This window comes from Pseudomonas boreofloridensis (genome assembly GCF_030580795.1).
Classification (GTDB): Bacteria; Pseudomonadota; Gammaproteobacteria; order Pseudomonadales; family Pseudomonadaceae; genus Aquipseudomonas; species Aquipseudomonas boreofloridensis.
On sequence record NZ_JAUQOQ010000004.1, the window covers coordinates 31,014 to 56,453 of the forward strand.

Below are 25,440 nucleotides of genomic sequence, written 5' to 3' on the forward strand. Positions count from 1 at the left end.
GTCAGTCATCTGCAGGGGATGTGACGCCTCGGCGCAGCAGTGCGCGCTGGTAGATGCCCTGGCGCGCTTTGATCATGGGGTCAGCGCTCGGTGAGATACCATCAGGCAGATTGCCTGGATTGAACCCCATCCGCTGCTGTCGCTGCAGCTGATCGGCAGCAGGTACCAGGCGTTCGAGCGTGATCTCACCCAGCTCCAACTGTGGGTTGCTGGCTGGCCAGGCGATCGACCCATCGGCGCTGTTGTCGCGCGCGGTGGCCAGTTGCAACACCAGGCGAAGGCGAATCGGCCCGGCGGCCAAGCGTGCGGCCAGCTCCTCCTGAAGGTAGTCCTCAGGCATCGCAGCGGCCTGTGACGGGCTGAGTACACCTGAGGCCAGCATCGGTTCGATGCGGTAGCGCCCCACGTGCAACTGCCCCTCATCATTGATGAACTGAAACGCATTGACGCCGTAGTAGGCAATCCCGGCATAACTGCGTGGCGCCGGCTTGGGCGTCTCGAGAAACGCTCTGGCCTGGGCATGGGTGGCCAAAAACGCTTGCAGCGGACGCTCATCGGGGGTCGAGCCGCCATTGGCTGCGATCCCGCGTAAAAAGGCCAGAAACGCCTGGGGTGTCGCGACTGGAAAACCGTTGAAGGAATGACTGACGATGTCTGTCGAGCTGCCGTCGGGCAACGCGAAGCGTATGGCCAAACCATGGGGGCTGGCCATGGGATCGCCGTCCGCCGTGCCCGGCAGGCCGCTGAAGTTGGAAAACCGCGCCATCACTGCAACCGGCTCGTCTTGCAGATGCGCGGCGCGGCTGAGGGTACGTGCCTGTGTACTGGCAACGAAAGTACCGCTGAGCAATAAGCCCTTGGCATGCGCGACACGAAAGCCCGGATGCTGACCGAACGTTGCGTACAGCGCATCGAGCAAAGCGTCATAAAGCGTATCTTGATTCATCGAACTGCTCCAGCAGGAAGATTCGACCGCGCGAGGTCCTTCACACGCCAGGACCGGGAAGGGTACCGCGCAGAGCGAAAGGCTCGAGGCGACCAGGACAGCCCGCAGACGCGGCCCGGGTCGTTTAGGTGAGGCAGGCACGTCAGCGACGCACGCCTGGATTGAGCGCTATGTGCTTGTGCTCAAGGAAATCATCCAGCGCCGCTAGCCCGTTGAGCCGCCCTTTACCCGATTGCTTGTAGCCACCCTCTTCGAACTCGTCATACACCACCGCCCAGTCGTTGATCCACACAGTCCCGGCTTCGATGTCACGCGCCGCGCGCATGGCCAGGTCGACATCTCGCGTCCAGACGCTGGCCGCCAGGCCATACTCGCTGTCGTTGGCCAATTCGATCGCCTCAGGCTCGCAACCGAACAGTTGAACGGTCAGCACTGGCCCGAATACCTCTTGATGGACGATAGGCAGCGCCGGGTCGTCGACCTGAAGCAGCGTCGGGCGATAGAAGGCACCTTTGCTCAGAGGGCCCTCGGTCACCGCACCACCACGCACAATCACTTTGGCGCCGCTGGCGATCGCCGCCTCGACCAAACGCTCGACGCGCAGAACATTCTGTTTGTCGATCAGCGGCCCCATTTCACTGGCCGGGTCCGTTGCTGGCCCCACCTTGATCGCCTGCAGCGCAGCCGCCAATCGCTCGATCAGCGCCGTGGCGATATCGCGGTGCACCAGCAGACGCGAACCGGTCATGCAGAACTGCCCGGCGAACACGATCAGTGCCTGCACCAAGGTCGGAACCACGGCATCGAGATCAGCATCGGCGAACACCACCATTGGCGTCTTGCCACCCAGCTCGAGACCGAAGCGTTTCAGGTGAGCCGCGCCGACCGCCGAGATCGCCCGTCCTGTCGCCGTGCTGCCGGTAAAACTGATAACCGGAACCTTGGGCGATTCCACCAGCAACTTGGAACCCTCCATGCCCAACTCGCTGAACAGGTTGATCACGCCTTTGGGCAGCGACTTGGACTGGGACAGGATGCGGGCGATCAAGGCGTTGGTCTGTGCTGTCTGCCCAGGCATCTTGATCACCGTGGTGCACCCTGCAGCCAGTGCAGGGGCCAGGGAGCGTATCAGCAGCACTACCGGTGAGTTCCAAGGCACGATGATTCCGGCCACGCCGACCGGCTGGCGGATCATCAGCGACAGCTTGCCAGGCGCAGGCTCAGCGCTGCGGCCATACTCGGTTCGGGCTGCCGAGGCGTAATAGCGCAGCTTGGACGGCACCATCGAGACCTCGAACTCGGCTTGAGACTTGAGCTTGCCATTCTCCAACGCCAGCAAACTGATCAACGGCTGGGCATTGCGCTCGAACGCATCGGCCAATTCCAACAGCACCCGCGCGCGCAGCAGCCGATCATCTTTCCAGGCGCTGCCCCTGAACACCCGGCGCGCGGCTTCGATAGACAGCCTCGCCTCTTCACGGCTGCCGTCGGCGTAGCGCCCAATGCACTCTGAAGTTGCAGGATCAATCGACATCTTTTGTTGTTCACTGTCGACCCAGTCACCGTCGATCCAGTTGAAAGCAATCATGGGTTGCATACCCGTACTACTCCTTACCCTCGTAAAGCGTGGCAATTTTCTCGGCCGGAGCGATCACCGTGATAGTGGTGGCTACTGACGGAACGTCAGACAGAATGGAAGGTCGACCGCGCTCAGTCCCTCAAGGCCACTGACACGAGCCTGCGGATTGGCCACAGGCGGTGGAGTGCCAGGGTTCACACCGGTACGGTCGAGGTAGGAGGGTGGGAGGTGCCCAGGGGAGGCGGACACCGATCCAAATCGAATGAATGACCCGTCGCCACCGACAGCGCATGCCCCCTCCCCCTCTCGCTGAGTCGCCGCAGAAGCACAGCCCTGGCGCCGACGACGTCGCAATGGATTCGGCCGCTGCGGGGATCTGTCACACATCGGTCCGCGATGGCATTTTCCATCTCTGCCGTCATATCTAAATCCTCAATCGTTTCACCTACGGACAGCCGGTACTTTAGGAGAGAGACGCAGGACTCATAAGACGGCGAAAACCAAACGGTCGATTCGTCTAGGCCGAACCCTCCTGTAATGGGCGGTCGGCATCGAGGATCATGCTGTCCCACGGCGAGGGCTCGCTGATCTGTTGCGAAAGGAAGGTGGCGAGCGCTTTGATTTTGGGCGAATCGCGCCGGGAGGGTCGATAGACCAGCGAAAAGTGTCCACCCGGTGGCGGGTGATCGGCCAATACCACCTGCAACTGCCCAGACGCGATCGCCGTTGCTGCGAGGAAGGTCGGGAGAATGGCCAGGCCCATGCCCGCCTTGGCGCATTCGAGCAACTGAAAGCCATTGTCGGTGCGTAGTCGACTGCGAACTCGGAATGACTTCAGTTCGCCGTTCACCGCAAGGGTCCACATGCCATGGGGCTCGCGATTGAGATAAAGCATCGCATGGTGGTCCACCAAGTCTTCGGGCTTGCGTGGAGTGCCGTGACGACCCAGATAGTCGGGGCTGGCGCAGATCACATGGCGATTGGGTGCCAGGGTTCTACTGATCAACGTGTTGTACTGCACCTGACCGATGCGAATAGCCGCGTCGAAGTCATGCTCTTGCAGACGCAAATGGCGGTCGTCGAACTCGATGTCCAGATTCAGCGCCGGATACAGGCTCGCGAACTGCGCCATGATCGAGGCCAAGTGGCCACAACTGAAGACCATGGGCGCGGACAAGCGCAGGTTACCGGTCAGTTGAGTGCTACGCAGCGAGATCGAATCCTCGGCGCGGGCGACATCCTCGAGGATACGCACGCACTGGCTGTAGAAGGTCTGGCCCGCCTCGGTCAAGGTCAGTTGTCTGCCACGCTCGAGCAGAATGCAGTGCAACCGCATTTCCATCTGGCGAATGCGCTGGCTGATAACGGATTTGGCAATTCCCATTCGACGTGCGGCGTCAGCGAAACTGCCGCTGTCCACCGCACTGACGAAACTTTGCATCTCGGACAGTTTGTTCATGTTTCCCCACAAGATCGACACAGCGATGTCCGAATGGCAACCATCCGGCGAGGGAAGCAATACACTGCGGTTCAAAACTTCTTGTACGCCAATGCACGCGGCTGTGAACCGCTACCCTCGCGGACAGAGCAACGGCCGCTTTAAAGTACAAAGCGTAAAGAGGCAAGTCGGACAAAACTAATTAGTTCTCCCGATAGCAGCTATCACCCGCAGTGACAGAACCAGCTCCGCTGATGCTCCACTCGCGTGGGCAATGCGCAAGCGCCAATGCTGGCAATAGCTGGAGTCGCCCATCAGCGCAATGGAGCACCTCGCCGACACCTTTCGAGGCCTGGCCGTGGCGAAGATGGGCAGATCATGGGAAAGGCAGGATTCGTGCCTCATCAAATTTCAGCCAATAAAAAACCCCGAGTGCTATTAGCAACTCGGGGTTTTCTAAATATGGCGGAGAGATAGGGATTTGAACCCTAGGTACTGTTGCCAGTACAACGGATTTCGAATCCGTCCCGTTCGACCACTCCGGCATCTCTCCAGTGGCGCGCATCATACCAGCGTTTTCGTTTCTAGCAAACTTTTTTTGAAAAAATTCGCGTGGTATCAGGCGCTTGCGTGAGGGCGCCGATTACAACGGCACGCCCAGACGCTTGGCGACTTCTTCGTACGCCTCGATGACATCACCCAGGCCCTGGCGGAAGCGGTCCTTGTCCATCTTCTTGCGGGTTTCCTTGTCCCACAGACGGCAGCCGTCAGGGCTGAACTCGTCGCCCAGTACGATCTGGCCGTGGAAAACGCCGAATTCCAGCTTGAAGTCGACCAGCAGCAGGCCAGCGTCGTCGAACAGATTGCTCAGCACGTCGTTGACCTTCAGCGACAGCTTCTTCATCTCCACCAGTTGCTCGGCGGTGCCCCAGCCGAATGCCACCACGTGAGATTCATTGATGAAGGGGTCGCCCTTCTCATCGTTCTTCAGAAACAGCTCGAAGGTGGAAGGCTCGAGTTTGATGCCCTCCTCCACGCCTAGGCGCTTGACCAGGCTGCCGGCAGCATAGTTGCGCACCACGCACTCGACCGGAATCATGTCCAGCTTCTTGACCAGGCACTCGTTGTCGCCCAGCAGCTTGTCGAACTGGGTCGGCACGCCCGCTTCTTCGAGCTTCTGCATGATGAAGGCGTTGAACTTGTTGTTGACCATGCCTTTACGATCGAGCTGCTCGATGCGCTTGCCGTCGAACGCCGAGGTATCGTTACGGAACAGCAGGATCAGGCGGTCGGCGTCGTCGGTCTTGTACACCGATTTGGCCTTGCCGCGGTAAAGTTCGTCGCGTTTTTCCATGATGGGCTCCGCTTGCTTGAATGGTTGGGCTAGGCGATTTCGCGCCAGTCGAGCCCGTGTTCCTGATTCGCCACCTGGAGCCAGTCCGGATCGCACCCCAAGGTGTCGACGAAGCACTGACGCGCCAGTTGTGGCAGGTTGTTCTTGCTGCTCAGGTGGGCCAACACCAGATGCTGCAGGTGTCGCCAACCCAGCTCGGCCACCAGGTTGGCGGCCTGATGGTTGTTCAGATGGCCCTGATTGCCGCCGACCCGTTGCTTGAGAAAGTACGGATAGTGCCCGCGCGCCAGCAGATCACGGCAGTGGTTGGCTTCGATCAGCAAGGCGTCGAGGCCTTCGTAGCGTTGCAACAGGCGCATGTCGTAGCTACCCAGGTCGGTGAGCATGCCGAAGCGGCGGCGACCGTCGCTGACCACATACTGCAGCGGCTCCTGCGCGTCATGCTCGACCCGCGCCGCGCTGACCTGCAGGCTGCCGACCTCCAGCACGTCGCCACAACCGAGAAAGCCGGCGACCTCCACCGGCTTGCGCATGCCGCGCAGCGTGCCCTGGCTGAGGTACACCGGTACATTGTAGCGCCGCGCCAGCAACCCAACGCCATGCACGTGGTCGGCATGTTCGTGGGTCACCAGCACAGCGCTCAGCTGTGCGGCCGACACCCCGAGCAGCGCCAGGCGCCGCTCGGTTTCGCGCAGGGAGAAGCCGCAGTCGACCAGGACGAACGTGTCGTCGCTGGCGATCAGCGTGCCATTTCCCTGGCTGCCGCTTCCCAGTACCGCGAAGCGCACTTAGCCCAGTCGGTCCTGGATGGCGCTCAGCACGCGACGGGCCACATCGGCCGGTGCCACGGTGTTGATGTTCTTCTCGACGGTGACCTGAACGTTCTCACCCACCTTGCTCAGGCGGACCTGATAACGCTCGGCGCGAGCTTCACGTTCTTCCTTGCTCGGCGCACTGCCGAACAGGCGACTGAAGAAGCCGGGCTGATCGTTCTTGTCTTCGGGTTTCTCGGACAGGTTGATGTAGTACAGGCCCAGGCTGCGGTTGATGTCCTCGACGCGCCACTCGCCCTGCTCCAGCGCACGACCCACGCCCGACCAGGCGCGGTCCAGGTCGGAACCGAGGAACAGCACTGGGTTGCCGCTGCCGTCTTCGGTCAGGCTGACCTGGCTGGGCACGTCGAAGTCGCGCTCGGCGAGCAACGACACCGAACCACCCTTCTCGGCGCTGCGGTTCATGCTGGCCAGCAGTTCGTCGACCAGCAGTGCATCGACGCCCGTGTTGCTCGACGTGCTCGGGAAATCGGGCTCGGCACTGCTGCCGGCCGGACGCTCGACGCTGACCACGTAGACTTCGGAGGTGTTGCGTTGCACACCCGGCTCCATGCGCACCCGTACACGTACTTCGCTGTTCGGGCTGCTGGAGGTGCTGGCCAGACGCTGGCCGAGCGAGGCGGACAGCTCATCGAAACGCTGCCAGGTGGTATTGAATTCGCCAGTCTGCGGGCGCTCTTCGGCAATGCGGAAGCCGTTGTCCTCGAAGTACTGGCGGGTAACCGGCCAGACCTCGGCGGGCGAGCGCTGAGCCAGCACCCAACGATTGGCGCCACTGCGCTGCAGGGTGAACTCGCTGACGTCGGCGCTGGCCGACAGCGGCTGCGGACGAGGCACCTCGAACTCGCCGGTGGCGGTGTCGTCGGCCACGTTGCGCGGGATCGGCAGCAGCGGATCCATGCGTTTGACATGCGTGGCGTCCGGCGGCAGCTGCATGGGCGCAGTGGAGTGCGCCTGCAGGTAATCGCTGCCGCGGTCGCGGAAATAGCCATCTTCGCCCCAGAGCCAGCCGCACCCACTGGTGCTGGAGATGATCAGGGCGAGAGCGGAAAGACCAGCCAGTCGCTTCATGCGGTGTACTTCCTCGATTAAACCAGTACGCCGGACTGGCGCAAGGCAGTACGGACTTGTTCGTGACAACCCTGGCTCAGCCAGGTGAGCGGCAGGCGAATACCTTTGTGCATCAAACCCATTTCAACCATCGCCCATTTCACCGGGATCGGGTTGGCTTCGCAGAACAGGTTCTTGTGCAGCGGCATGAGTCGATCGTTGATCTCGCGGGCCTTCTCGGCATTGCCCGCAAGGGCGGCCTCGCACAGATCGGCCATTTCGCGCGGAGCGACGTTGGCAGTGACGGAAATATTGCCCTTGCCGCCCAGCAGGATCAGTTCGGCAGCGGTCGGATCATCGCCGGACAGCACCAGGAACTCTTTGTCGACGCCTTCGATGATCGCCTTGGCACGGGCCAGGTCGCCCGTGGCTTCCTTGATGCCGATGATGTTCTTGACGCTCGACAGGCGGATCACGGTCTCGGCCTGCATGTCGCAGGAGGTGCGGCCGGGCACGTTGTACAGAATCTGCGGGATATCGACGGCTTCGGCGATGTGCTTGAAGTGCTGGTACAGGCCTTCCTGGGTCGGCTTGTTGTAGTACGGCACGACCAGCAGGCAGGCATCGGCTCCGGCGCTTTTGGCATTCTGCGTGAGGTGCACGGCCTCGGCCGTCGAGTTGGCGCCGGTGCCGGCGATCACCGGGATGCGGCGCGGGCTGCGCTTGACGCGCTCGACCACGTGCTTGATGACCAGGATGTGTTCTTCGACGTCGAGGGTGGCGGATTCGCCGGTGGTGCCGACGGCAACGATCGCGTGAGTGCCTTTTTCCAGGTGGAAGTCGACCAGTTTATCGAGGCTTTCCCAATCCAGACGCCCTTGTGCATCCATGGGTGTGACGAGTGCCACCATACTGCCCGCGATCATGAACCTGCTCCTGCCGGAAAAAGAGAGCGGTAATGGTACTGGCGCCATCGACCTTGCACAAGCGAAGCTGGCGGGCGGAGCATTCCCCTCGGCGCCGCTTTTCGCTACCCTTGACCCTTTGATCGGCGCAGTGCAGCCCGCCGGGCTGTCGACGGTGCCTTCAGTCGGTGTTTCAGCGTCCTCGGGCGCTACCCACACCGACCACGAGCAGGCCTGCCGTCGTCCTGCGCCGACCGCTCATCGCTTTAGGAATGCTGCATGTCCACCGCTCCCCGCGAACAGTTCCTCGTCATCAGTGCCCTGGGCCCCAATCCCATGGAGCTTGCCAATGTCCTCAGCCGCGCAGCTTTTGAAAACCGCTGCGCGGTGGTCACCTCGCGCCTGTCGCGCCACGGCGAAACCAGCGCCCTGGTGCTGCAGGTCGGCGGCAGCTGGGATGCCCTGGCTCGCCTTGAAACGACCTTGCCAGGTCTGGGCAAGAAGCATGGCCTGACCCTCGATGTGGTGCGCAGCGCCGAGCAGGAGGTCCGCCCTCAAGCCCTGCCCTACGTCGCCTACGTCAGCGCCGCCTACCGCCCGGACATCGTCAATGAACTGTGCCAGTTCTTCCTCGATCACCGCGTCGAACTCGACGCCATGACCTGCGACACCTACCTGGCGCCGCAGACGGGCAGCAGCATGCTCAATGCCCAGTTCACCGTGATCCTGCCAGCCGGCACGCAGATCAGCTGGCTGCGCGACCAGTTCCTGGACTTCGCCGACGCCTTGAACCTGGATGCGCTGATCGAACCCTGGCGCCCACAGAACCCTGTCTAAGGAGTCATGCCCATGGCCGTAGCCCTCGATCAACCCGTCACCGACTTCCAGGCCCAGGCCACAGGCGGTCGCACCGTCACGTTGTCCGAACTTCAAGGCAAACAGGTGGTGCTGTATTTCTACCCCAAGGACAGCACGCCGGGCTGCACGACCGAAGGCCAGGGTTTCCGCGACCAGCAGCCGGCATTCGAGGCCGCCAACACGGTGATCTTCGGCGTCTCGCGAGATGGCATCAAATCGCACGAGAACTTCAAGGCCAAGCAGGGCTTCACCTTCGAGCTGATCAGTGACAAGGACGAAGCGCTGTGCCAGCTCTTCGACGTGATCAAACTGAAGAAGCTCTACGGCAAGGAATACCTGGGCGTCGATCGCAGCACCTTCCTGATCGACCAGCACGGCGTGCTGCGGCAGGAGTGGCGCGGGGTCAAGGTGCCCGGGCACGTGGATGCCGTGCTGGCGGCCGCGCAGGCACTGAGCAAGGCGTAAGAGCAGCTTGCACAGGTGGTGGGTGAACCCGTCACCCGGCCCCCCGAACCTAGAGCATCGGCGCCACCGTAGGCTCCTGCCGCGGCCAGGCGTCGAGTACCGCCTTGAACAGGGTCGCCAGCGGAATGGCGAAGAAGATCCCCCAAAAACCCCATAGCCCGCCAAACAGCAGTACCGCGCAGATGATCGCCACCGGGTGCAGGCTCACCGCTTCGGAAAACAGCAGCGGCACCAGCACGTTGCCGTCCAGCGCCTGGATGATCGCGTAAACCGCCATCAGGTAGATGAACTGATCGCCCCAGCCCCACTGGAACAGTGCGATCAGCGTGACCGGCACGGTCACCACCACCGCCCCCACATAGGGCACCACCACCGATAACCCCACCAACAACGCCAACAGCGCGGCATAGTTGAGCCCCAAGGTAATGAAGGCGATGTAAGTGGCGCTGCCGCAGATCAGGATCTCGATGCCCTTGCCACGGATGTAGTTGGCGATCTGCCGGTTCATTTCATCACCCACCCGGGTCAGCAATCGCCGCTCACGTGGCAGGTAGCCGCTGACCCAGCGGGCGATCAGCTCGCGGTCCTTGAGGAAGAAGAACACCAGGATAGGCACCAGCACCAGGTAGATCATGGCATTGACCAACAGCGGCAGGCTCGACAACGAGAAGGTCAACGCCCATTGACCGAACTTGCCGATTTCGCCACGCACCGACTCGATGGCCCGCAGCACTTGCTCGTCGGAGACCAGATGCGGGTAGCGCTCGGGTAGCAGCAGCAACAATGACTGCCATTTGCCGAGCATGCCCGGCAGTTCGTTGAACAAGGTGATCAACTGATGCCACAGCAACGGCACCAGCACCAGCAGAACCACCGCCAGCGCCCCGAGGAACAGCGCAAACACCAGCCACACCGCCGCACGCGTGGGCACCCTGAAGCGCTCCAGGGCATTGACCAGCCCCTGCATCAGGAACGCCAGCACCATGCCCGCCAGCACGGGCGCGAGCATGCCGCCGAGGGTGAGGACCACCGTGAAAGCGAGAAACAGCAAGACCGCCAACACCACCGCTTCCTCATCGGAAAAGTAGCGCTGCATCCAATCACGAAGCACCTTGAACATTGACGATCCTTGCAGAAAAAGACTCAGGCCTTGCGCAGCCAATAGGTGTAGACACCGGACTCGGCAGCCTCGGCCAGCAAGCTGTGACCGGACAGCTGGGCAAAGGTGCGGAAATCGCGCTGCGAACCGGCGTCGGTCGCCACCACCTTGAGCACTGCGCCACTGTCCAGTCGATTGAGCGCCATCTTGGCCTTGAGTAGCGGCAGCGGGCAGTTCAGCCCACAGGCATCGAGTTCGGCGTCGCAGGTCGGGGTATCGGTCATCGCGCGGGCTCCAGGGTGTGACGACAGGCAGGGCCGCTAGGATACCTGCACTGGTCTGCGCGGTGCGAGCGGGCTACAGTAAACGCTTTGATCGACGCGAGCTTCGTGCATGAACCTACTGCGCCCCACCCTGCTGACGCTGGCCTGCCTGATGGCCCTTCCTGGCCACGCCGACGACCTGCCGTCGCTGGGTGATGCCAGCTCCGCCATCGTTTCGCCGCAGCAGGAACACCAGCTCGGTCGCGCTTGGTTGAGTCTGCTGCGTGGCCAGGTCAATCAGCTCAACGATCCACAACTCAAGGACTACGTCGAGACCAGCGTGTACAAGCTGGCCGAAACCAGCCAGTTGCAGGACCGCCGCCTGGAATTCATCCTCATCGACAGCCGCGAGCTCAACGCCTTCGCCGCGCCCGGCGGCATCGTCGGAGTCAACGGCGGATTGTTCCTCAACGCCCAGACCGAGGGCGAGTATGCCTCGGTGCTGGCCCACGAATTGGCGCACCTGTCGCAACGCCACTTCGCCCGCGGCGTGGAAGCCCAGCAGCGCATGCAGTTGCCGATGATGGCCGCGCTCCTGGCCGGTATCGTGCTGGCCGCGGGCGGTGGCGGCGATGCTGGCATCGGCGTGATCGCCGGCACCCAGGCGGCCGCCATGCAGGAACAACGACGCTTTTCCCGGCAGAACGAGCAGGAAGCCGACCGCATCGGCATCCTCAATCTGGAAAAGGCCGGTTATGACCCACGCAACATGCCGAGCATGTTCGAGCGCCTGGCCCGGCAATACCGCTACGATGCCAAGCCCCCGGAATTCCTGCTGACCCACCCGGTCACCGAATCGCGCATCGCCGACACCCGCAACCGCGCCGAACAGGCGCCCAAGGGCGGCGTCGAAGACAGCATGCGCTATCAACTGATTCGCGCCCGCGTCGCCCTGACCTACGAAGGTACCCCAGGGCTTGCAGCCAAGCGTTTCCGCGCCCAGCTCGATGAAAACCCCAACCTCGATGCCGCCCGCTATGGCCTGGCGCTGGCGCAAATCAAGGGCGGCCAGCTCAACGAAGCGCGCGAGAACCTCAAGCCGCTGCTGGCCAAGGCACCCAACGACATCACCTACAACCTCGCGCAGATCGACCTGGACATCACCAACAACCGCCTGGCCGACGCCCAGCAGCGCGCCGAACGCATGCAGGGCCTGTATCCGGGGAACTACCCGCTCAAACAAGTACGCGCCGACCTGTTGGTCAAGCAGAGCAAACCGGCCGAAGCGGAAAAGGTGCTGGACGATCTGGTGAAGAATCGTCCGGACGATCCGGATGTCTGGTACGACGTGGCCGAGGTGCGTGGGCTGTCGGGCAATACCATTGGCCTGCACCGGGCGCGGGCCGAATACTTCACCTTGGTCGGAGATTTCGACCAGGCGATTCAGCAACTGGACTTCGCCAAGCGCCGGGCGGGCACCAACTTCCCACTGGCTTCGCAGATCGACCAGCGGCAGCGGGAGATCATGGAGCAGCAGCGCATGGTCAAGGAGATGATGCGCTGATCAACGAAAAGGGCCGCTCAGCGGCCCTTTTCACGTCTGCTCAGGCGTTGCCGGAAAGCTTCATCCGCGCCGCCTGGGTAAAGTCCAGCATGCGCTTGAGCGGCTTGATCGCACGGGGAATCAGCGCCGGCTCCACGAAGATTTCGTTGCTGCCCTGACGCAGGCAGTCCAGCGTGCGCTCCAGGGTGTTCATCGCCATCCACGGACAGTGCGCGCAACTGCGGCAGGCTGCGCCGTTACCCGCGGTCGGCGCTTCGATGAAGACTTTGTCCGGACACAACTGCTGCATCTTGTAGAAGATGCCGCGATCGGTGGCGACGATGAAGGTGGTATTGGGCAAGGTCTGCGCAGCCTTGATCAACTGGCTGGTGGAGCCCACCGCATCGGCCAGCTCGATCACCGACTCTGGCGACTCCGGGTGCACCAGCACCGCTGCGTCCGGATACAGCGCTTTCATATCGGCCAGTTGCCGCGACTTGAACTCTTCGTGGACGATGCAGGCACCGTCCCACAGCAGCATGTCGGCGCCCGTCTGCTTCTGGATGTAGCGCCCCAGGTGCTGGTCCGGCCCCCAGATCAGCGTCTCGCCGTTGTCCATCAGGCTCTCGACGATTTCCAGGGCGCAACTGGACGTCACCACCCAGTCCGCGCGCGCTTTCACCGCCGCCGAGGTGTTGGCGTAGACCACCACGGTTCGCTCGGGATGCTGGTCGCAGAACGCCGAGAACTCTTCCACGGGGCAACCCAGGTCCAGCGAGCAGGTCGCCTCGAGGGTGGGCATCAGGATGCGCTTTTCCGGGGTGAGGATTTTCGCCGTCTCGCCCATGAAACGTACCCCAGCCACCACCACGGTGTCGGCCGGATGGTTGTTGCCGAAGCGGGCCATTTCAAGGGAGTCGGAAACGCAACCACCGGTTTCTTCGGCCAGCGCCTGAATCACGGGATCGCAATAGAAATGGGCGACCAGCACCGCGTTCTGCGCCTTGAGTTCGGCAGCGATGGCCGCACGGTAATCGGCCTCTTGCTCGGGCGTCAGCGGATGGGGCTGCTTGGCGTCAAGATGGGCTTGAACCAGGAGACGTTCGGAAATCTGGGTCATGATCGCTGGACCTGCATGCGCGTCGATCGAGTGTATCACCCGGCCCTGGCAGATCGGCTAAAGGTGCCGCAGACCCCAGATGGCGGGTCATCGCGGCCCACCTGCGGGCACGGATTGTTATTCGGACGGCGAAGGCTACAGGCAATCGGGGCAATGCAAAAGCGCTTTTTCAGACAGCTGAATCGCCCACCCCCTGCGGCATTGCACCGTAGGGGACAGGCGACTCGCCAGACAACGCCTGAGCGATCAGCCTTGAGGCGACAGTACTGCCAGTTGCGCGCTCATCATCATGACGAATTCCTCGACCGGCATCTTCTTGCCGTTGAAGTCGACCATGCCGTCGGCGTAGTTCAGGCTCGACACCACGTCATTGCCCTCGACAGTGGCCATGCCGCTCTGCAACGCCATCACCCCAAGCATCTCGCCGGCCTGGCTGGACTGCATGGCGATCGCCTGGGCGTCGGTCTGACCGTCGAGCAGCGCCTGTAGGGTGGTGAGGTCGCTGACCATCGCCTTCGACACCGTCAACTTGCTCTGCAGGCGCGAGACCAGTTGCTTGATCAGTTGATCAGGCGGCAGGTCGAAGGAGGTGGGGTTGGCGAAGTCCATGCTCAGATTGAAGCGACTCTGGCCATTGGCTGTCTTGAACGACAGTTCCTCCAGCGCGAACTGAGGCTTGTCGGCCAGCAGCTTCTGCAGATCGGCCTTCACCTTGGCCTCTTCTTCGGGGGTCATCTGCGGCGCCATTTGCCCTTCGCCCTGGGCAGCGGCTGCCTGAAGCTCCGGCAACTTGCTCTGGTACCACTCGAGCAGTGCCTGCGCCGCTGCCATGTTGATCGACTTCATGCTCATGACCATCTGGCCACTGCCCACCTGGCGACCGGCATAGGTGATATCGGACACCTTGTACTCCACGCGCCCGCCCACGCGATCCTTGCCCTCGGCGGTGGACAGGCTGTTCTGCTCCAGCCCCTTGAGCACCAGCACCTCCTGCTTGGGCCCGAGGGTGGCTTGCAGATTGGCCAGATACAGGTCCAGATGGCCCAGATAGAGCATGTCGTGATCGGACTTGCCGAGCTCGCCGCCCATCTTGAAGCCGCTCATCTGCAGCTTCAACGGCGGGTGGTCATCGCCCACCAGCGTCATGTCCAGACGCTGGGACTCGCCGTGGATCTCGAGGTCCTTGCCTTCCTTGTCACCCTTGAGCAGCAGTTGCATGCCACCGAAGTCCATGACGTTGCCGTCGCCCTCGTCGAGCTTGGCTGGCGCCAGCTGGATATCGCTCTGCACGCCACCGCCATACCCCAGAGTGACCTGACCGACGACCGGCGATTTGTCGCTGGCGGCGGCGAACCAGGGTGCAGTCGTGTCGTCCTTCTGCAGTTGGCTATTGCTCACGGCCATCACGGGTAGCAGCTTGAGCACCTTGACCCGCGACCAGGGGAAGGGGCCATGCTCGATGTGGTCATTGACACCCACCTCGAAGCTCACCGGCTCACCTTCGTTCAGGCGCAGGTCATTGGCCTTGAGGCGGTACTGGGCCTGACTGGTGAACAGGTGCTGCTCCAGCGAGACCAGTTCGATGGTCATGGTGCCACCGGTGCCTACCAGGGCCTTCTGCAGCTCCGCATTGCCGCGCGCGATGGATTGCTCCAGCTCGGCGGGCAGTTGCTTGCCGGTGTACCAGGCGCCGGCGGTAGTGACGACGGCGATGGCGACGGCCAGGCCGGAGAGAATGCCTACTGATTTCTTCATGAATAGAACCGTTTGCTGTCCATAGGGCTGGGAAGGTGCGCGAGTCGCGCTGGTCGCAAAGGGTAGCATTCCCGGTAAACGAAACGGTGTGAGGCAGCGCAGTTTTTGTTGTTGAAATGTGAGGCACCACCTGAGATCACACCGCAACATGAAAAAAATCTATCGCCAAGGTTGGCTTAATCAATTTAGCTTCTTGACCGCTGCTGCCTAAGGTTGCCGTTGCATAACAACGACCATGACCCTGAGGAGTGTCTGCCATGAAGCCCGTGACGTCCCCCTACCCCGCCAGCCGCCTGCTGTTGACAGCCAGTTTCTGCGCCAGCCTGTTCTGCAGCGCTGCCCAGGCCACCCCGCTGACCCGCGATAACGGCGCGCCGGTGGGTGACAACCAGAACTCACAGACCGCCGGTGCCAATGGCCCGGTACTGCTGCAGGACGTACAGCTGCTGCAAAAGCTGCAACGCTTCGACCGCGAGCGCATTCCAGAACGTGTGGTGCATGCCCGCGGTACTGGCGCCCACGGCGAGTTCACGGCCAGCGCCGACATCAGCGACCTGACCTCGGCGAAAGTCTTCCGCCAAGGTGAGCACACCCCGGTATTCGTGCGCTTCTCAAGTGTTGTGCATGGCAACCACTCGCCGGAAACGCTGCGCGATCCACGCGGTTTCGCCACCAAGTTCTATACCGCTGACGGCAACTGGGACTTGGTCGGCAACAACTTCCCGACCTTCTTCATTCGCGATGCGATCAAGTTTCCCGACATGGTCCACGCCTTCAAGCCCGATCCTCGCACCAACTTGGACGACGACTCGCGTCGCTTCGACTTCTTCTCCCACGTACCAGAGGCCACGCGTACGCTGACCCTGCTGTACTCCAATGAGGGCACACCGGCCAGCTACCGTGAGATGGATGGCAACAGCGTGCACGCCTATAAACTGGTCAACGCCAAGGGCGACGTGCATTACGTGAAGTTCCACTGGAAGAGCCTGCAAGGCCAGAAGAACCTTGACCCACGGCAGGTGGCCGAAATCCAGGCCCGCGACTACAGCCACATGACCCATGATCTGGTGACGGCGATCGGCAAGGGCAACTACCCCAAGTGGGACTTGTACATCCAGGTGCTCAAGTCCGAGGACCTGGCCAAGTTCGACTTCGACCCGCTGGACGCCACCAAGATCTGGCCTGACGTGCCCGAGCGCAAGGTGGGCCAGATGGTGCTCAACCGCAATGTCGAAAACTTCTTCCAGGAAACCGAACAGGTGGCCATGGCGCCGTCGAACCTGGTGCCTGGCATCGAGCCCTCCGAAGACCGTCTGCTGCAGGGGCGCCTGTTCGCCTATGCCGATACCCAGATGTACCGCATTGGCGCCAACGGCCTGAGCCTGCCGGTCAACCGCCCGCGTAGCGACGTCAATACCGTCAACCAGGACGGTGCGATGAATGCCGGCCACACCCAGAGCGGCGTCAACTACCAACCCAGCCGTCTGCAACCGCGGGACGAACAAGCCAGCGCCCGCGCCGTGCAGACGCCACTGAACGGTAGCACCCAGCAGGCGAAGATCCAGCGCGAGCAGAACTTCAAGCAGACCGGTGAATTGTTCCGCTCCTACAGCAAGAAAGACCGTGAGGACCTGATCCAGAGCCTCGGCGAGGCCTTGGCGATCACCGATGAGCAAAGCCGCTACATCATGCTCTCTTACTTCTACAAAGCCGACAGTGACTACGGCACGGGCCTGGCCAAAGTGGCCAAAGCCGATGTGCAGCGCGTGCGCGACCTGGCAGCGCAGTTGAAGGACTGACCTCAGGCGCCAGCCCTGGCGATTGGCCGGGCTGGCCTTCAATGCTTGCAGGAGCCCCATCATGCTCAAATGGACCACTGCACTGTGCCTGTCCCTGTGCGCGCTGTGCGCTCAAGCCGGCGACCCGCCGCCGGTACAGGATCAACTGCGCGAGTATTTCCTGGACGCTGCCCGGCGCGGCGACCAGGCCATGCTCGAGGCGTTCGTCAAGGCGCACTATGACCTCGATGTGCAGGACAGCACCGGCTACACCGCGCTGATTCTTGCCGCCTACCATGGCCACCTGGCGGCGGTCGAGCAACTGATAGACGCCGGCGCCAACCCGTGCACGCAGGATACGCGCGGCAACACGGCATTGATGGGCGCGATCTTCAAGGGCGAAGTCCGCATCGCTCGGCGTCTGATCGAAGCGCCGTGCAGCACAGACCAACGCAACGGCGCCGGCCAGACCGCAGCCATGTATGCCGCCTTGTTCAACCGTCAGGACCTGCTGCAGGCTCTGACCGAGCACGGCGCTGACCTTCAAACCCGGGACGCACTGGGCAACAGCGTGGACAGCCTGAGCAGAGGTGAGCTCAATGGCGGCCAGCGCCGCTGATCTGGAGCGCCGAGCGAGCGTCCTTCTTCCACGGGCAGGCTTTGGCAATGTGCTACTCTGCGCCGCGCGCGCCGGTGTGAAATCGGCTGTCAGCTCGAAGGAAGCGGGGCCTCAAGGCCCAGGTCAGATCAGGACTCCCCACTCATGCCGTTCTACAAGAGCATCAGCTCGCTACGCGCCCTGGCCGTAGTGTTCGTCGTTCTTTATCACTTCAAGATTCCCGGTTTCGACGCTGGCTTCATCGGGGTCGACCTGTTCTTCGTGATTTCCGGCTTCCTCATGACCCGCTTGATCATCGGCGGATTGCAGGCCGAACGCTTTTCCCTGATCGCCTTCTATGCGGCCAGAGCCCGAAGGATCATTCCCGCGCTGGCACTGCTGTGTCTGACGCTGACCCTTCTCGGGTACTTCTTCCTCGCCACCGACGACTATCGAGAACTGCTGCGCACCATCAAGGAAAGTCTGCTGTTCTCTTCAAACCATTATTTCGCCCGGGACGGCAGCTACTTCGATGCGCCCTTGCATGAAAACTGGTTGCTGCATACCTGGTCATTATCGGTGGAATGGCAGTTCTACCTGCTTTACCCGCTGATTCTGATGGCGCTGGCCAAATGCTGCGCGATGCACACACTGAAGTGGCTGGTCGCGGTGCTGGGCGTCTGTTCGTTAGCCCTGTCATCTGTCTACAGCTTCAGCCATCCCGTGGCCTCATTCTTCTTTCTGCCCACGCGGGCCTGGGAAATGATCGCCGGCGGCCTGGTATTCCTGTTTCCACTGAGCCTTTCGCCCCGCGGCAAAAGCGTCTGCGAAAGTGCAGGGCTTCTCGTCATTGCCGGGTCGATGATTGTGCTATCGACAGACACGGCGTGGCCGGGTTACATGGCGCTACTGCCCGTGATCGGCGCAGCATTGGTTATCCAGGCCAACGCCAACAGCGCCTTCGCCGTTACGCCCCCTCTGCAGTATCTCGGCAAGATTTCCTATTCCGTTTACCTGTGGCACTGGCCGCTGGTGGTAGTGCTCTACACCTGCGGCCTGCTCGACAGCACGACGGCCGTCGGTTGTGCGATCCTGCTGACGCTCGCGCTCGGCGCACTGTCCTATCACGCCGTCGAGGCCAGGACCCGCCCACTTACCCGTCCCGCACTGGGATTGCTGAGGTACGCAGGCATCGGCGTGCTGGTCACCGCGATCGCGGTGATCACGGGCTCGGTCATCAAACACCAACCTGCTCTGCGCTGGGTGCAAGACGAAGAGCAACCGCACTATAAAAGCGTGCTCTACACCCAGCACTGCAACAGCAACGCCTTCGGCGCCGATGAGTGCGTGCTGGGCGAAGGAAGGATCAACGCCATCATCCTCGGCGACAGTCACGCCCAGTCCACCGCTGCCGCATTGATGCTGGAAAACCCAGGTGCTGCGCTCGGCTGGGCGCGTGCAGGCTGTCCGACCCTGCTCGACTTCCAGATGGGCAACAAAGAGGTCGAAGAGCAATGCAAACGCTTCAATGCCGACAAGTTCTCTCAACTTGAACAGGCTTACCCAGGCGTGCCGCTCTTTCTGTTCAGTCGCGCCGGGCTGTACTCGGACCAACGCCGCCCCAGCGGCTACAGCCTGTACTTCGCTGGGAACACACATCAGAAAGCGCCGGACTACGAACGATCGTTCATCCAGGCCTACACCGATACCGTCTGCAGCCTGGCCAAACAGCGCCCGGTGTATGTGCTCAAACCGGTTCCAGAAATGCCGTTCAACGTGTTCAAGGGCCTGAACCTGCACAAGCGCATCTTTGGCGACAGCACGGATATCTCAGCGCCCTTGGAGGACTACTTCGAGCGTAATCGGCTGGCACTCAAGGCTATCGAGACAGCCACGGCGCACTGCAATGTCATCGCCCTCGACCCCGTGCCTTACCTGTGCCCTGACGGCGAATGCCTCGGCTCGAAGGACGGCGTGCCCCTTTATTTCGATGACAATCACTTGGTGGATGCTGGCAATCAGCAAATACGCCGAGTGTTCAGCGGGCTCTTGAACAGGCCGTAGTGCCGCGACGCTGTCGCCAATCCCCAGTGCCAGCATTGACATACGCAGCGCATGCAAAATAGCATACGTCGCGTATGTCAATGACCGAGGCACGCTCCATGCCGCCACAGACACGGCGCACTCGCGCCACGATGATCGAGCAAACCCGCGCCAAGCTGCTGGAAACGGCGCGCCTGGCGTTCGCCACCAAGGGTTTCGCCCACACCTCCATGGATGACTTCACTGCTGAAGCCGGGCTGACCCGCGGCGCGCTCTACCACCACTTCGGCAACAAGGAAGGCCTCCTGCTGGCCGTCATCGAGCAAATCGAGGCTGAGGTCGCCGAGCGCTTGCAGGCCGTTGCGGACGCGGCGCCCACCCCCTGGGAAAGCTTTCGCCGGCGCTGCTGCACTTACCTGGAGTTGTCGGTGGAGCCGGAGATTCGCCGCATCATCCTGCAAGATGCGCGTGCCGTGTTCGGCGATGTTCCACAGGCGGCGCAGTCAGTCGGCATTGCAGCGTTACGGGCCTCGCTGGATGTGCTGGTGGCTGACGGCACCGTCGCTGCGCTGCATACGGAGGTCACTGCGCGCATGCTCTATGGCGCCGTCACGGAGGCATCCTTCTGGATCGCCGAGGTCGAGGATGATCAACAGCCGCGCCTGACCCAGGCCCTTCAGGAACTGGAGCGTCTGCTCACTGGGCTCAAGGCCCACTGAAGACTGCCTAGTCCTGTCGACTCACGAGGTACCTACGATGCAATGGCGTAACACCGCAACGGGCTTTGGCGTGCTGGCCAAATTCTTCCACTGGACGATCGCTGCGGCCTTCATCGCAGCCTACATCGTCGTGTACTACGTGATCTGGTTCATGGACGACACGTCCGAAGAATCCTTGCCGGTCCTCAACATCCATTGGGCGCTGGGCCTGCTGATCGGATTTCTCGTACTCCCGCGGCTGCTCTGGCGGCTACTGGAAATCCAGCCCCAAGAGCCACCCGGCTCCAAACTCGAGCATCGGCTTGCCCACGTGGCGCATTGCGGCCTTTACAGCCTGATGATCGTACTGCCGCTGACCGGCTATCTCGGCACGGGGGCGCCCACAGACTTCGGCCTGTTCAGCGTGACCGGCTTCGACAGCACGGCACTGTTCGCCTGGATCAGCAAGACTTTCGATCTGAGCTACGAAGCGTTCGAAGCGCCCTTGGATGTCATCCACCATTTCCTCGGTAAATGGGTGGCCTGGGTCGTGGTCGCGCTGCACATCGCCGCTGCGGCCTTCCACCATTGGGGACGCTGCGATGACGTCCTCAAACGCATGCTGCCCCAGTTCAGACCCTAAAAGCGCCCGACGCGCCCAGGAATAGAGATGAACCGATCACAACGCATGCTGCCGGTGGCCATCGCCGTGTTGCTCGCCAATCACCCTGTGCAGGCGCTTGAGTTGTACGCCGACGAAGATCGTCACGTGAACGCTGACATCACGGCCGTGTGGGGCACGTTCAACAGTCGCAAGAACTACGACGGCACGTCGGGCGGTTCCACATGGCGAGAGGGGTTCATCAAGTACGGCCTGAGCGCCGACCAACGCCTGGGCGCAACGAGCGCGCTGTATGGCAGCCTGAACTGGGTAAGCTCCGGCACCTGGGGTGATGGCGATGCTGCGGGGAACACGAACGGGTCCGAACGCACCACCAAGATCGAGGACGCTTTTCTGGGCTGGCGCTCGGGCGACCTGTTACCTGCGCTGGGCAAGGACGGCATCGACTTCTCCGCAGGCCGCCAGACCCTGCGCGTGGGCAGCGGCTTTCTGATCAACGACGACGGTCCGAACCTGGGCAAAGGCCCAGCCGAGGGGGCATTGAACCGTGGTGGCGCTTACTACCTGGCGGCACGTCACGCGTTTGATCGCACCGCTCGGCTCAGAATCGGCGGTCATGACGGCCTGCATGGCAGCCTGCTGTGGCTGAAGTCCGACAATCGCGCCCAGGCCAATACCGAATTGGCCGCCGGCACCTTGGACTACACCCACGCACTGGGCACCCTGGGGCTGACCTGGATTCACGGCATCGACGTGGACGACCGCTGGGCCAGCGTTTCACAGAGTGCTCGCAAGGACATGGACGTGTACAGCCTTCGAGGTGAAGGCAATGCGGGCATCGACAACGCCCACTTCGCGTTTGAGTACGCTCACCAGAACACACGCGGCGGTGCTGAGCAGGCGTGGTATCTGCAGGCTGGCTACGGCTTCGACCAGTTGCCTTGGACGCCGCAGATCACCTATCGCTACAGCCGCTATTCAGCCGGCTGGGATTCGCTGTTCAGCGGGCTGGCCAGCGGCTATGGCACTTGGCTGCAAGGCGAAGTCGCCGGAAACTATGCCGGTCCCTTCAACAGCAATGCTGGCGTGCATCATCTGGGGCTCAAGGCAACGCCCAGGAGTAACCTGACGGTTGGCGCGCTGTACTTCGAGTTCGATACGTTGCGCACCCGCGACCGACCAAACCTCGCAGCCAGGGAACTGGACCTGTATGTCGAATGGGCGATCAACGATCACTTGATCGTCACCCCGCTGGTGGGTCTGTATCAGCCGCGCAAGGATGAGCACGATGGCGGCAATCAGGTGGGCGGCAGCGGTACCAACCTCTATAGCCAGTTGGTGGTGGCCATGCCGTTTTGAAGCGCTCCGAGGGAAATACGGATTGCCGGACACGAAAAAGCCCGCCAATGGGCGGGCTCCTCGTATGAATCTCACCGGATGCGAGATGGGCATCAGCACGGTTGCGCCTTTCCGCTGTCTCTCACCAACCGCTTTGAAAATGGTGGGTCGTGTAGGATTCGAACCTACGACCAATTGGTTAAAAGCCAACTGCTCTACCAACTGAGCTAACGACCCGTTGGATGGCGCGTATATTACTGATTTCTCACATGAAATCAACACCCCATCGTATTTTTTTCAAAAATAACGTGTCGGATCCGCGACCCCTGCGGCCTTGAATCCCTCGGCACGCAAGCGGCAACTGTCACACTTGCCGCACGCGCGGCCGTCGTCGTCAGCCTGATAGCAAGACACGGTAAGGCTGTAATCCACACCACGCGCCACACCCGCCTGGACGATCTGGGCCTTGCTCAAATTTTGCAGCGGTGCCTGGATCCGGAATCCCTGCCCTTCAACGCCAGCCTTGGTAGCCAGATTGGCCATGCGCTCGAACGCTTCGACGAATTCGGGGCGACAGTCCGGGTAACCCGAATAGTCCACCGCATTGACGCCAATGAAGATGTCCCGCGCTTGCAACACTTCGGCCCAGCCCAACGCCAGCGAGAGGAAGACGGTATTGCGCGCCGGCACATAGGTGACCGGAATCCCTTCTGTGGGCGCCTCGGGCACATCGATACTGCTGTCGGTGAGCGCCGAGCCGCCGATGCCATCGAGATTCAAGCCAATCATCTTGTGCTCGACCACCCCTTGGTCGCGGGCGACGCGCGCCGCTGCGTTGAGCTCGGCTCGGTGGCGCTGGCCGTAATCGAAGCTCATGGTGTAACAGCTGTAGCCGTCAGCCTTGGCCATCGCGACCACCGTGGCCGAGTCCAGCCCGCCCGACAGCAGGATCACTGCGCGTTTATCAGTCATGTCGTTTACTCTCTTGATCAGCGTCCAGGTTCGTCATTCCACAGCAACTTGTGCAATTGCAGTTGGAAACGAACCGGCAGGTTGTCTGCGATGATCCAGTCGGCCAGATCGGTCGCGCTCACTTGGTGATGGCTTGGAGAAAAGAGCACCTCACTGACGCGTTGGTCGAGGTTGTACTGGATCAACTTGGATACGGCCCAGTCATAGTCCTCGCGCGAGCAGATCACGAACTTGACCTGATCGTTGGCCGTGAGGTGATCGATGTTCGCATAGAGATTGCGATGAGCCTCCTGCGAGCCTGGAGTCTTGAGGTCGACCACGCGGCTGACACGGGTATCCACCTGCGAGATATCCAGCGCTCCGCTGGTTTCCAGCGAAACTTCGAAACCGGCATCGCACAGGCGCTTGAGCAGAGGCAGGGCATTGGGCTGAGCCAAAGGTTCGCCGCCGGTCACGCAGACATAGCGCGGACGATAGCCGGCAACCTGCTCCAGGATATCGTCCAGAGTGCGTACGGTGCCGCCACTGAATGCGTAGGCGCTGTCGCAGTACTGACACCGCAATGGGCAGCCGGTGAGACGCACGAATACGGTGGGCAACCCAGCCGTGCGTGTTTCACCCTGCAAAGAGTAAAAGACTTCGGTGATGCGTAATGTGTCTTGCATGATCGCCACGGGCGTGACAGCTATACAGGCTGACCGCCTCCGTCAGGCACTGTCACGGACTCGACATGGCGTTATCCGCGACAGCGTGTTTACGAAAAAAGGGCACAGAGTCTAACGAAAAAACCCGCGACGGGCGCGGGTTTCTTTCGAACGGTAACGCTCAGAGCTTCTGCAGATCGCGCTGTGCCAGTTGTGCGGCTGAGGTGCCAGGATACTGGTTGATAACCTGCTGCAGAATACCCTTCACCTTGTCCGTATGGCCCAGGCGTCGCTCGACGTCAGCCAGTTTGTACAGGGAGTCAGGAACCTTGCTGTGCTTGGGGTACAGCTGACTGACCTTGGCGAAAGCCTGGCTGGCACCTTGTAAGTCGCCTTTGGCCAGATTCACCTCACCCAGCCAATACTGCGCGTTTCCGGCGTACTGGCTATTGGGGTACTTGCGCAGGAAGGCCGCGAAAGCCTGGCTGGCCTTGTCGAAGTCTTTCTGCTTGATCAGATCGAAAGCGGCGTCATAGAACAGCTTTTCTTTCGCCGGATCGGCTGGCTCGGCATTGGCTGCCGGTTGCTGCGCGGCGCTTGCACCGGCAGCAGCACCTGCGGCGCCGGAGGCACCACCGGTGGAGGAATTATCGGGTGTTGCGGCGGGTGCAGCGGCTGCACCGCTGTTGATGCGCTTGTCCAGATCCTGGTAACGCTCCAGGTTTTCCTGCTTCATGCGCGACACATCGTTCTGCAGTTCTTCGATGATGCCTTGCTGGCGGGAGATCTGGTCCTGCATCTGTTGCAGCTGCAGGAACAGCTGGCCCTGCGCGGACGCAGGGGCCGAAGCCCCTGCGCCGGCATAGGCGCCGCTCGTGCCATAACCCGAGGGCGGATAGCTGCCCCCGTTGTCATCTACTACAGGAACCGCAGCCAGTGCCGAGAGCGGCAGGCTGAGGGCGAGGACGGTTACTACACGGCGGCCCATACGCATGAGAACTTACTTACGCAGTTCTACGCGACGGTTCTGAGCCCAGGACTGCTCGTCGTGGCCGGTGGCAACCGGACGCTCTTCACCGTAGGAAACCAGTTCCAGCTGAGCAGGGGAAACGCCCTGCAGAACCAGATAGCGCTGAACAGCCTTGGCACGACGCTCACCCAGAGCCATGTTGTACTCGCGGGTACCACGCTCGTCGGTGTTGCCTTCCAGAACAACGCGATTGCCGTTGGCTTTCAGGTCCTTGGCGTGAACGTCCAGAGCGCGCATGGCTTCTGGCTTCAGGTCCGAGCTGTCGTATTCGAAGTAGAAGGTGGTGATAGCGCGCAGAGCGGCTTCTTCGCTCAGGGAACCGTCGACAGCGCCGGTGTTTGCACCGTAGCCAGCGTTAGGATCAACTGCTGCGCCTTCGCCAGCATTGTCACCGCCCTTGGAGGAGCAACCTACGGCCACAGCCATGGCCAGAGCCAGCGCAGCGAATTTACCAAACTTCAGCATTTCCATCGTGAAACTCCTAATGAAACCCCAGTGTGTTAAGCAAT

At 61.7% G+C, this 25,440-nt stretch carries 24 protein-coding genes and 2 tRNA genes; 9 read left to right on the top strand and 17 right to left on the bottom strand.

The window, feature by feature from the left end:
- Window position 1: 1 nt before the first annotated feature.
- The 8 genes from Q6A47_RS06035 to dapA form a co-directional block, all read right to left on the bottom strand.
- Window positions 2-946: a catalase family peroxidase gene (locus Q6A47_RS06035; protein WP_304483558.1), complete on the bottom strand. Its 945-nt coding sequence runs from the start codon at window positions 944-946 to the stop codon at window positions 2-4.
- Window positions 947-1,088: 142 nt separating this feature from the next.
- Window positions 1,089-2,543, bottom strand: coding sequence for an aldehyde dehydrogenase family protein (locus Q6A47_RS06040; protein ID WP_304483560.1), 1,455 nt, complete (start codon window positions 2,541-2,543; stop codon window positions 1,089-1,091).
- 499 nt (window positions 2,544-3,042) lie between these two features.
- A complete protein-coding gene (locus tag Q6A47_RS06045; RefSeq protein WP_304483561.1) occupies window positions 3,043-3,984 on the bottom strand; it encodes a LysR family transcriptional regulator in 942 nt (313 codons plus the stop codon).
- A gap of 442 nt (window positions 3,985-4,426) precedes the next feature.
- A tRNA-Ser gene (locus Q6A47_RS06050) sits at window positions 4,427-4,516 on the bottom strand.
- Window positions 4,517-4,606: 90 nt separating this feature from the next.
- Window positions 4,607-5,317: a phosphoribosylaminoimidazolesuccinocarboxamide synthase gene (gene purC, locus Q6A47_RS06055; protein ID WP_304483562.1), complete on the bottom strand. Its 711-nt coding sequence runs from the start codon at window positions 5,315-5,317 to the stop codon at window positions 4,607-4,609.
- A 29-nt stretch (window positions 5,318-5,346) separates the two neighbouring features.
- The gene (locus Q6A47_RS06060; protein WP_039579447.1) at window positions 5,347-6,105 is read right to left on the bottom strand and encodes an MBL fold metallo-hydrolase; all 759 of its coding nucleotides are present in this window, start codon (window positions 6,103-6,105) and stop codon (window positions 5,347-5,349) included.
- Window positions 6,106-7,221, bottom strand: coding sequence for an NlpB/DapX family lipoprotein (bamC, locus tag Q6A47_RS06065; RefSeq protein WP_029611874.1), 1,116 nt, complete (start codon window positions 7,219-7,221; stop codon window positions 6,106-6,108).
- A 17-nt stretch (window positions 7,222-7,238) separates the two neighbouring features.
- A complete protein-coding gene (gene dapA / locus Q6A47_RS06070; protein WP_039579451.1) occupies window positions 7,239-8,126 on the bottom strand; it encodes a 4-hydroxy-tetrahydrodipicolinate synthase in 888 nt (295 codons plus the stop codon).
- A 258-nt stretch (window positions 8,127-8,384) separates the two neighbouring features.
- On the opposite strand from dapA, the gene Q6A47_RS06075 reads away from it, so the two are divergent.
- Both Q6A47_RS06075 and Q6A47_RS06080 read left to right on the top strand, forming a co-directional pair.
- Window positions 8,385-8,942: a glycine cleavage system transcriptional repressor gene (locus Q6A47_RS06075; RefSeq protein WP_029611876.1), complete on the top strand. Its 558-nt coding sequence runs from the start codon at window positions 8,385-8,387 to the stop codon at window positions 8,940-8,942.
- Between the two features lie 12 nt (window positions 8,943-8,954).
- Window positions 8,955-9,428: a peroxiredoxin gene (locus Q6A47_RS06080; RefSeq protein WP_116888765.1), complete on the top strand. Its 474-nt coding sequence runs from the start codon at window positions 8,955-8,957 to the stop codon at window positions 9,426-9,428.
- A gap of 49 nt (window positions 9,429-9,477) precedes the next feature.
- Here the strand turns inward: Q6A47_RS06080 and Q6A47_RS06085 are convergent, their stop codons facing one another.
- Window positions 9,478-10,548, bottom strand: coding sequence for an AI-2E family transporter (locus Q6A47_RS06085; RefSeq protein WP_039579457.1), 1,071 nt, complete (start codon window positions 10,546-10,548; stop codon window positions 9,478-9,480).
- Window positions 10,549-10,571: 23 nt separating this feature from the next.
- On the bottom strand, window positions 10,572-10,811 hold the full coding sequence (locus Q6A47_RS06090) for a sulfurtransferase TusA family protein (RefSeq protein ID WP_029611879.1): 240 nt from the start codon (window positions 10,809-10,811) through the stop codon (window positions 10,572-10,574).
- Window positions 10,812-10,920: 109 nt separating this feature from the next.
- Between Q6A47_RS06090 and Q6A47_RS06095 the strand changes: the two genes are divergently transcribed.
- Window positions 10,921-12,354, top strand: coding sequence for a M48 family metalloprotease (locus Q6A47_RS06095; RefSeq protein WP_039579459.1), 1,434 nt, complete (start codon window positions 10,921-10,923; stop codon window positions 12,352-12,354).
- 40 nt (window positions 12,355-12,394) lie between these two features.
- Here Q6A47_RS06095 and nadA read toward each other — a convergent pair whose 3' ends face one another.
- Window positions 12,395-13,453: a quinolinate synthase NadA gene (gene nadA / locus Q6A47_RS06100; RefSeq protein ID WP_029611882.1), complete on the bottom strand. Its 1,059-nt coding sequence runs from the start codon at window positions 13,451-13,453 to the stop codon at window positions 12,395-12,397.
- A 246-nt stretch (window positions 13,454-13,699) separates the two neighbouring features.
- Window positions 13,700-15,208 (bottom strand): YdgA family protein, encoded by a 1,509-nt coding sequence (locus Q6A47_RS06105; RefSeq protein WP_304483565.1) that lies wholly within the window; start codon window positions 15,206-15,208, stop codon window positions 13,700-13,702.
- 257 nt (window positions 15,209-15,465) lie between these two features.
- Between Q6A47_RS06105 and katB the strand changes: the two genes are divergently transcribed.
- The 6 genes from katB to Q6A47_RS06135 all read left to right on the top strand — a co-directional run bounded on the left by katB (window position 15,466) and on the right by Q6A47_RS06135 (window position 22,306).
- A complete protein-coding gene (gene katB, locus Q6A47_RS06110) occupies window positions 15,466-17,007 on the top strand; it encodes a catalase KatB (RefSeq protein WP_304483566.1) in 1,542 nt (513 codons plus the stop codon).
- 61 nt (window positions 17,008-17,068) lie between these two features.
- The gene (locus Q6A47_RS06115; RefSeq protein ID WP_029611883.1) at window positions 17,069-17,605 is read left to right on the top strand and encodes an ankyrin repeat domain-containing protein; all 537 of its coding nucleotides are present in this window, start codon (window positions 17,069-17,071) and stop codon (window positions 17,603-17,605) included.
- Window positions 17,606-17,749: 144 nt separating this feature from the next.
- Window positions 17,750-19,648, top strand: a complete 1,899-nt coding sequence (locus tag Q6A47_RS06120; protein ID WP_304483567.1) for an acyltransferase family protein — start codon at window positions 17,750-17,752, stop codon at window positions 19,646-19,648.
- 98 nt (window positions 19,649-19,746) lie between these two features.
- Window positions 19,747-20,346 (top strand): TetR/AcrR family transcriptional regulator, encoded by a 600-nt coding sequence (locus Q6A47_RS06125; RefSeq protein ID WP_029611885.1) that lies wholly within the window; start codon window positions 19,747-19,749, stop codon window positions 20,344-20,346.
- A gap of 37 nt (window positions 20,347-20,383) precedes the next feature.
- Window positions 20,384-20,968: a cytochrome b gene (locus tag Q6A47_RS06130; protein WP_304483570.1), complete on the top strand. Its 585-nt coding sequence runs from the start codon at window positions 20,384-20,386 to the stop codon at window positions 20,966-20,968.
- A 45-nt stretch (window positions 20,969-21,013) separates the two neighbouring features.
- Window positions 21,014-22,306: an alginate export family protein gene (locus Q6A47_RS06135; RefSeq protein WP_369811430.1), complete on the top strand. Its 1,293-nt coding sequence runs from the start codon at window positions 21,014-21,016 to the stop codon at window positions 22,304-22,306.
- 140 nt (window positions 22,307-22,446) lie between these two features.
- On the opposite strand, the gene Q6A47_RS06140 is transcribed toward Q6A47_RS06135, so the two are convergent.
- The 5 genes from Q6A47_RS06140 to pal all read right to left on the bottom strand — a co-directional run bounded on the left by Q6A47_RS06140 (window position 22,447) and on the right by pal (window position 25,402).
- A tRNA-Lys gene (locus tag Q6A47_RS06140) sits at window positions 22,447-22,522 on the bottom strand.
- Between the two features lie 60 nt (window positions 22,523-22,582).
- Entirely contained in the window at window positions 22,583-23,257 is a 675-nt protein-coding gene (queC, locus tag Q6A47_RS06145; protein ID WP_304483573.1) for a 7-cyano-7-deazaguanine synthase QueC, read from the bottom strand.
- A gap of 17 nt (window positions 23,258-23,274) precedes the next feature.
- Window positions 23,275-23,922 carry a 7-carboxy-7-deazaguanine synthase QueE gene (gene queE / locus Q6A47_RS06150; RefSeq protein ID WP_029611889.1) on the bottom strand — a complete coding sequence of 216 codons (648 nt, stop codon included), beginning with the start codon at window positions 23,920-23,922 and terminating at the stop codon, window positions 23,275-23,277.
- Window positions 23,923-24,082: 160 nt separating this feature from the next.
- Window positions 24,083-24,895 carry a tol-pal system protein YbgF gene (ybgF, locus tag Q6A47_RS06155; RefSeq protein ID WP_039579477.1) on the bottom strand — a complete coding sequence of 271 codons (813 nt, stop codon included), beginning with the start codon at window positions 24,893-24,895 and terminating at the stop codon, window positions 24,083-24,085.
- 6 nt (window positions 24,896-24,901) lie between these two features.
- Window positions 24,902-25,402: a peptidoglycan-associated lipoprotein Pal gene (gene pal / locus Q6A47_RS06160; RefSeq protein ID WP_029611891.1), complete on the bottom strand. Its 501-nt coding sequence runs from the start codon at window positions 25,400-25,402 to the stop codon at window positions 24,902-24,904.
- Between the last annotated feature and the right edge of the window lie 38 nt (window positions 25,403-25,440).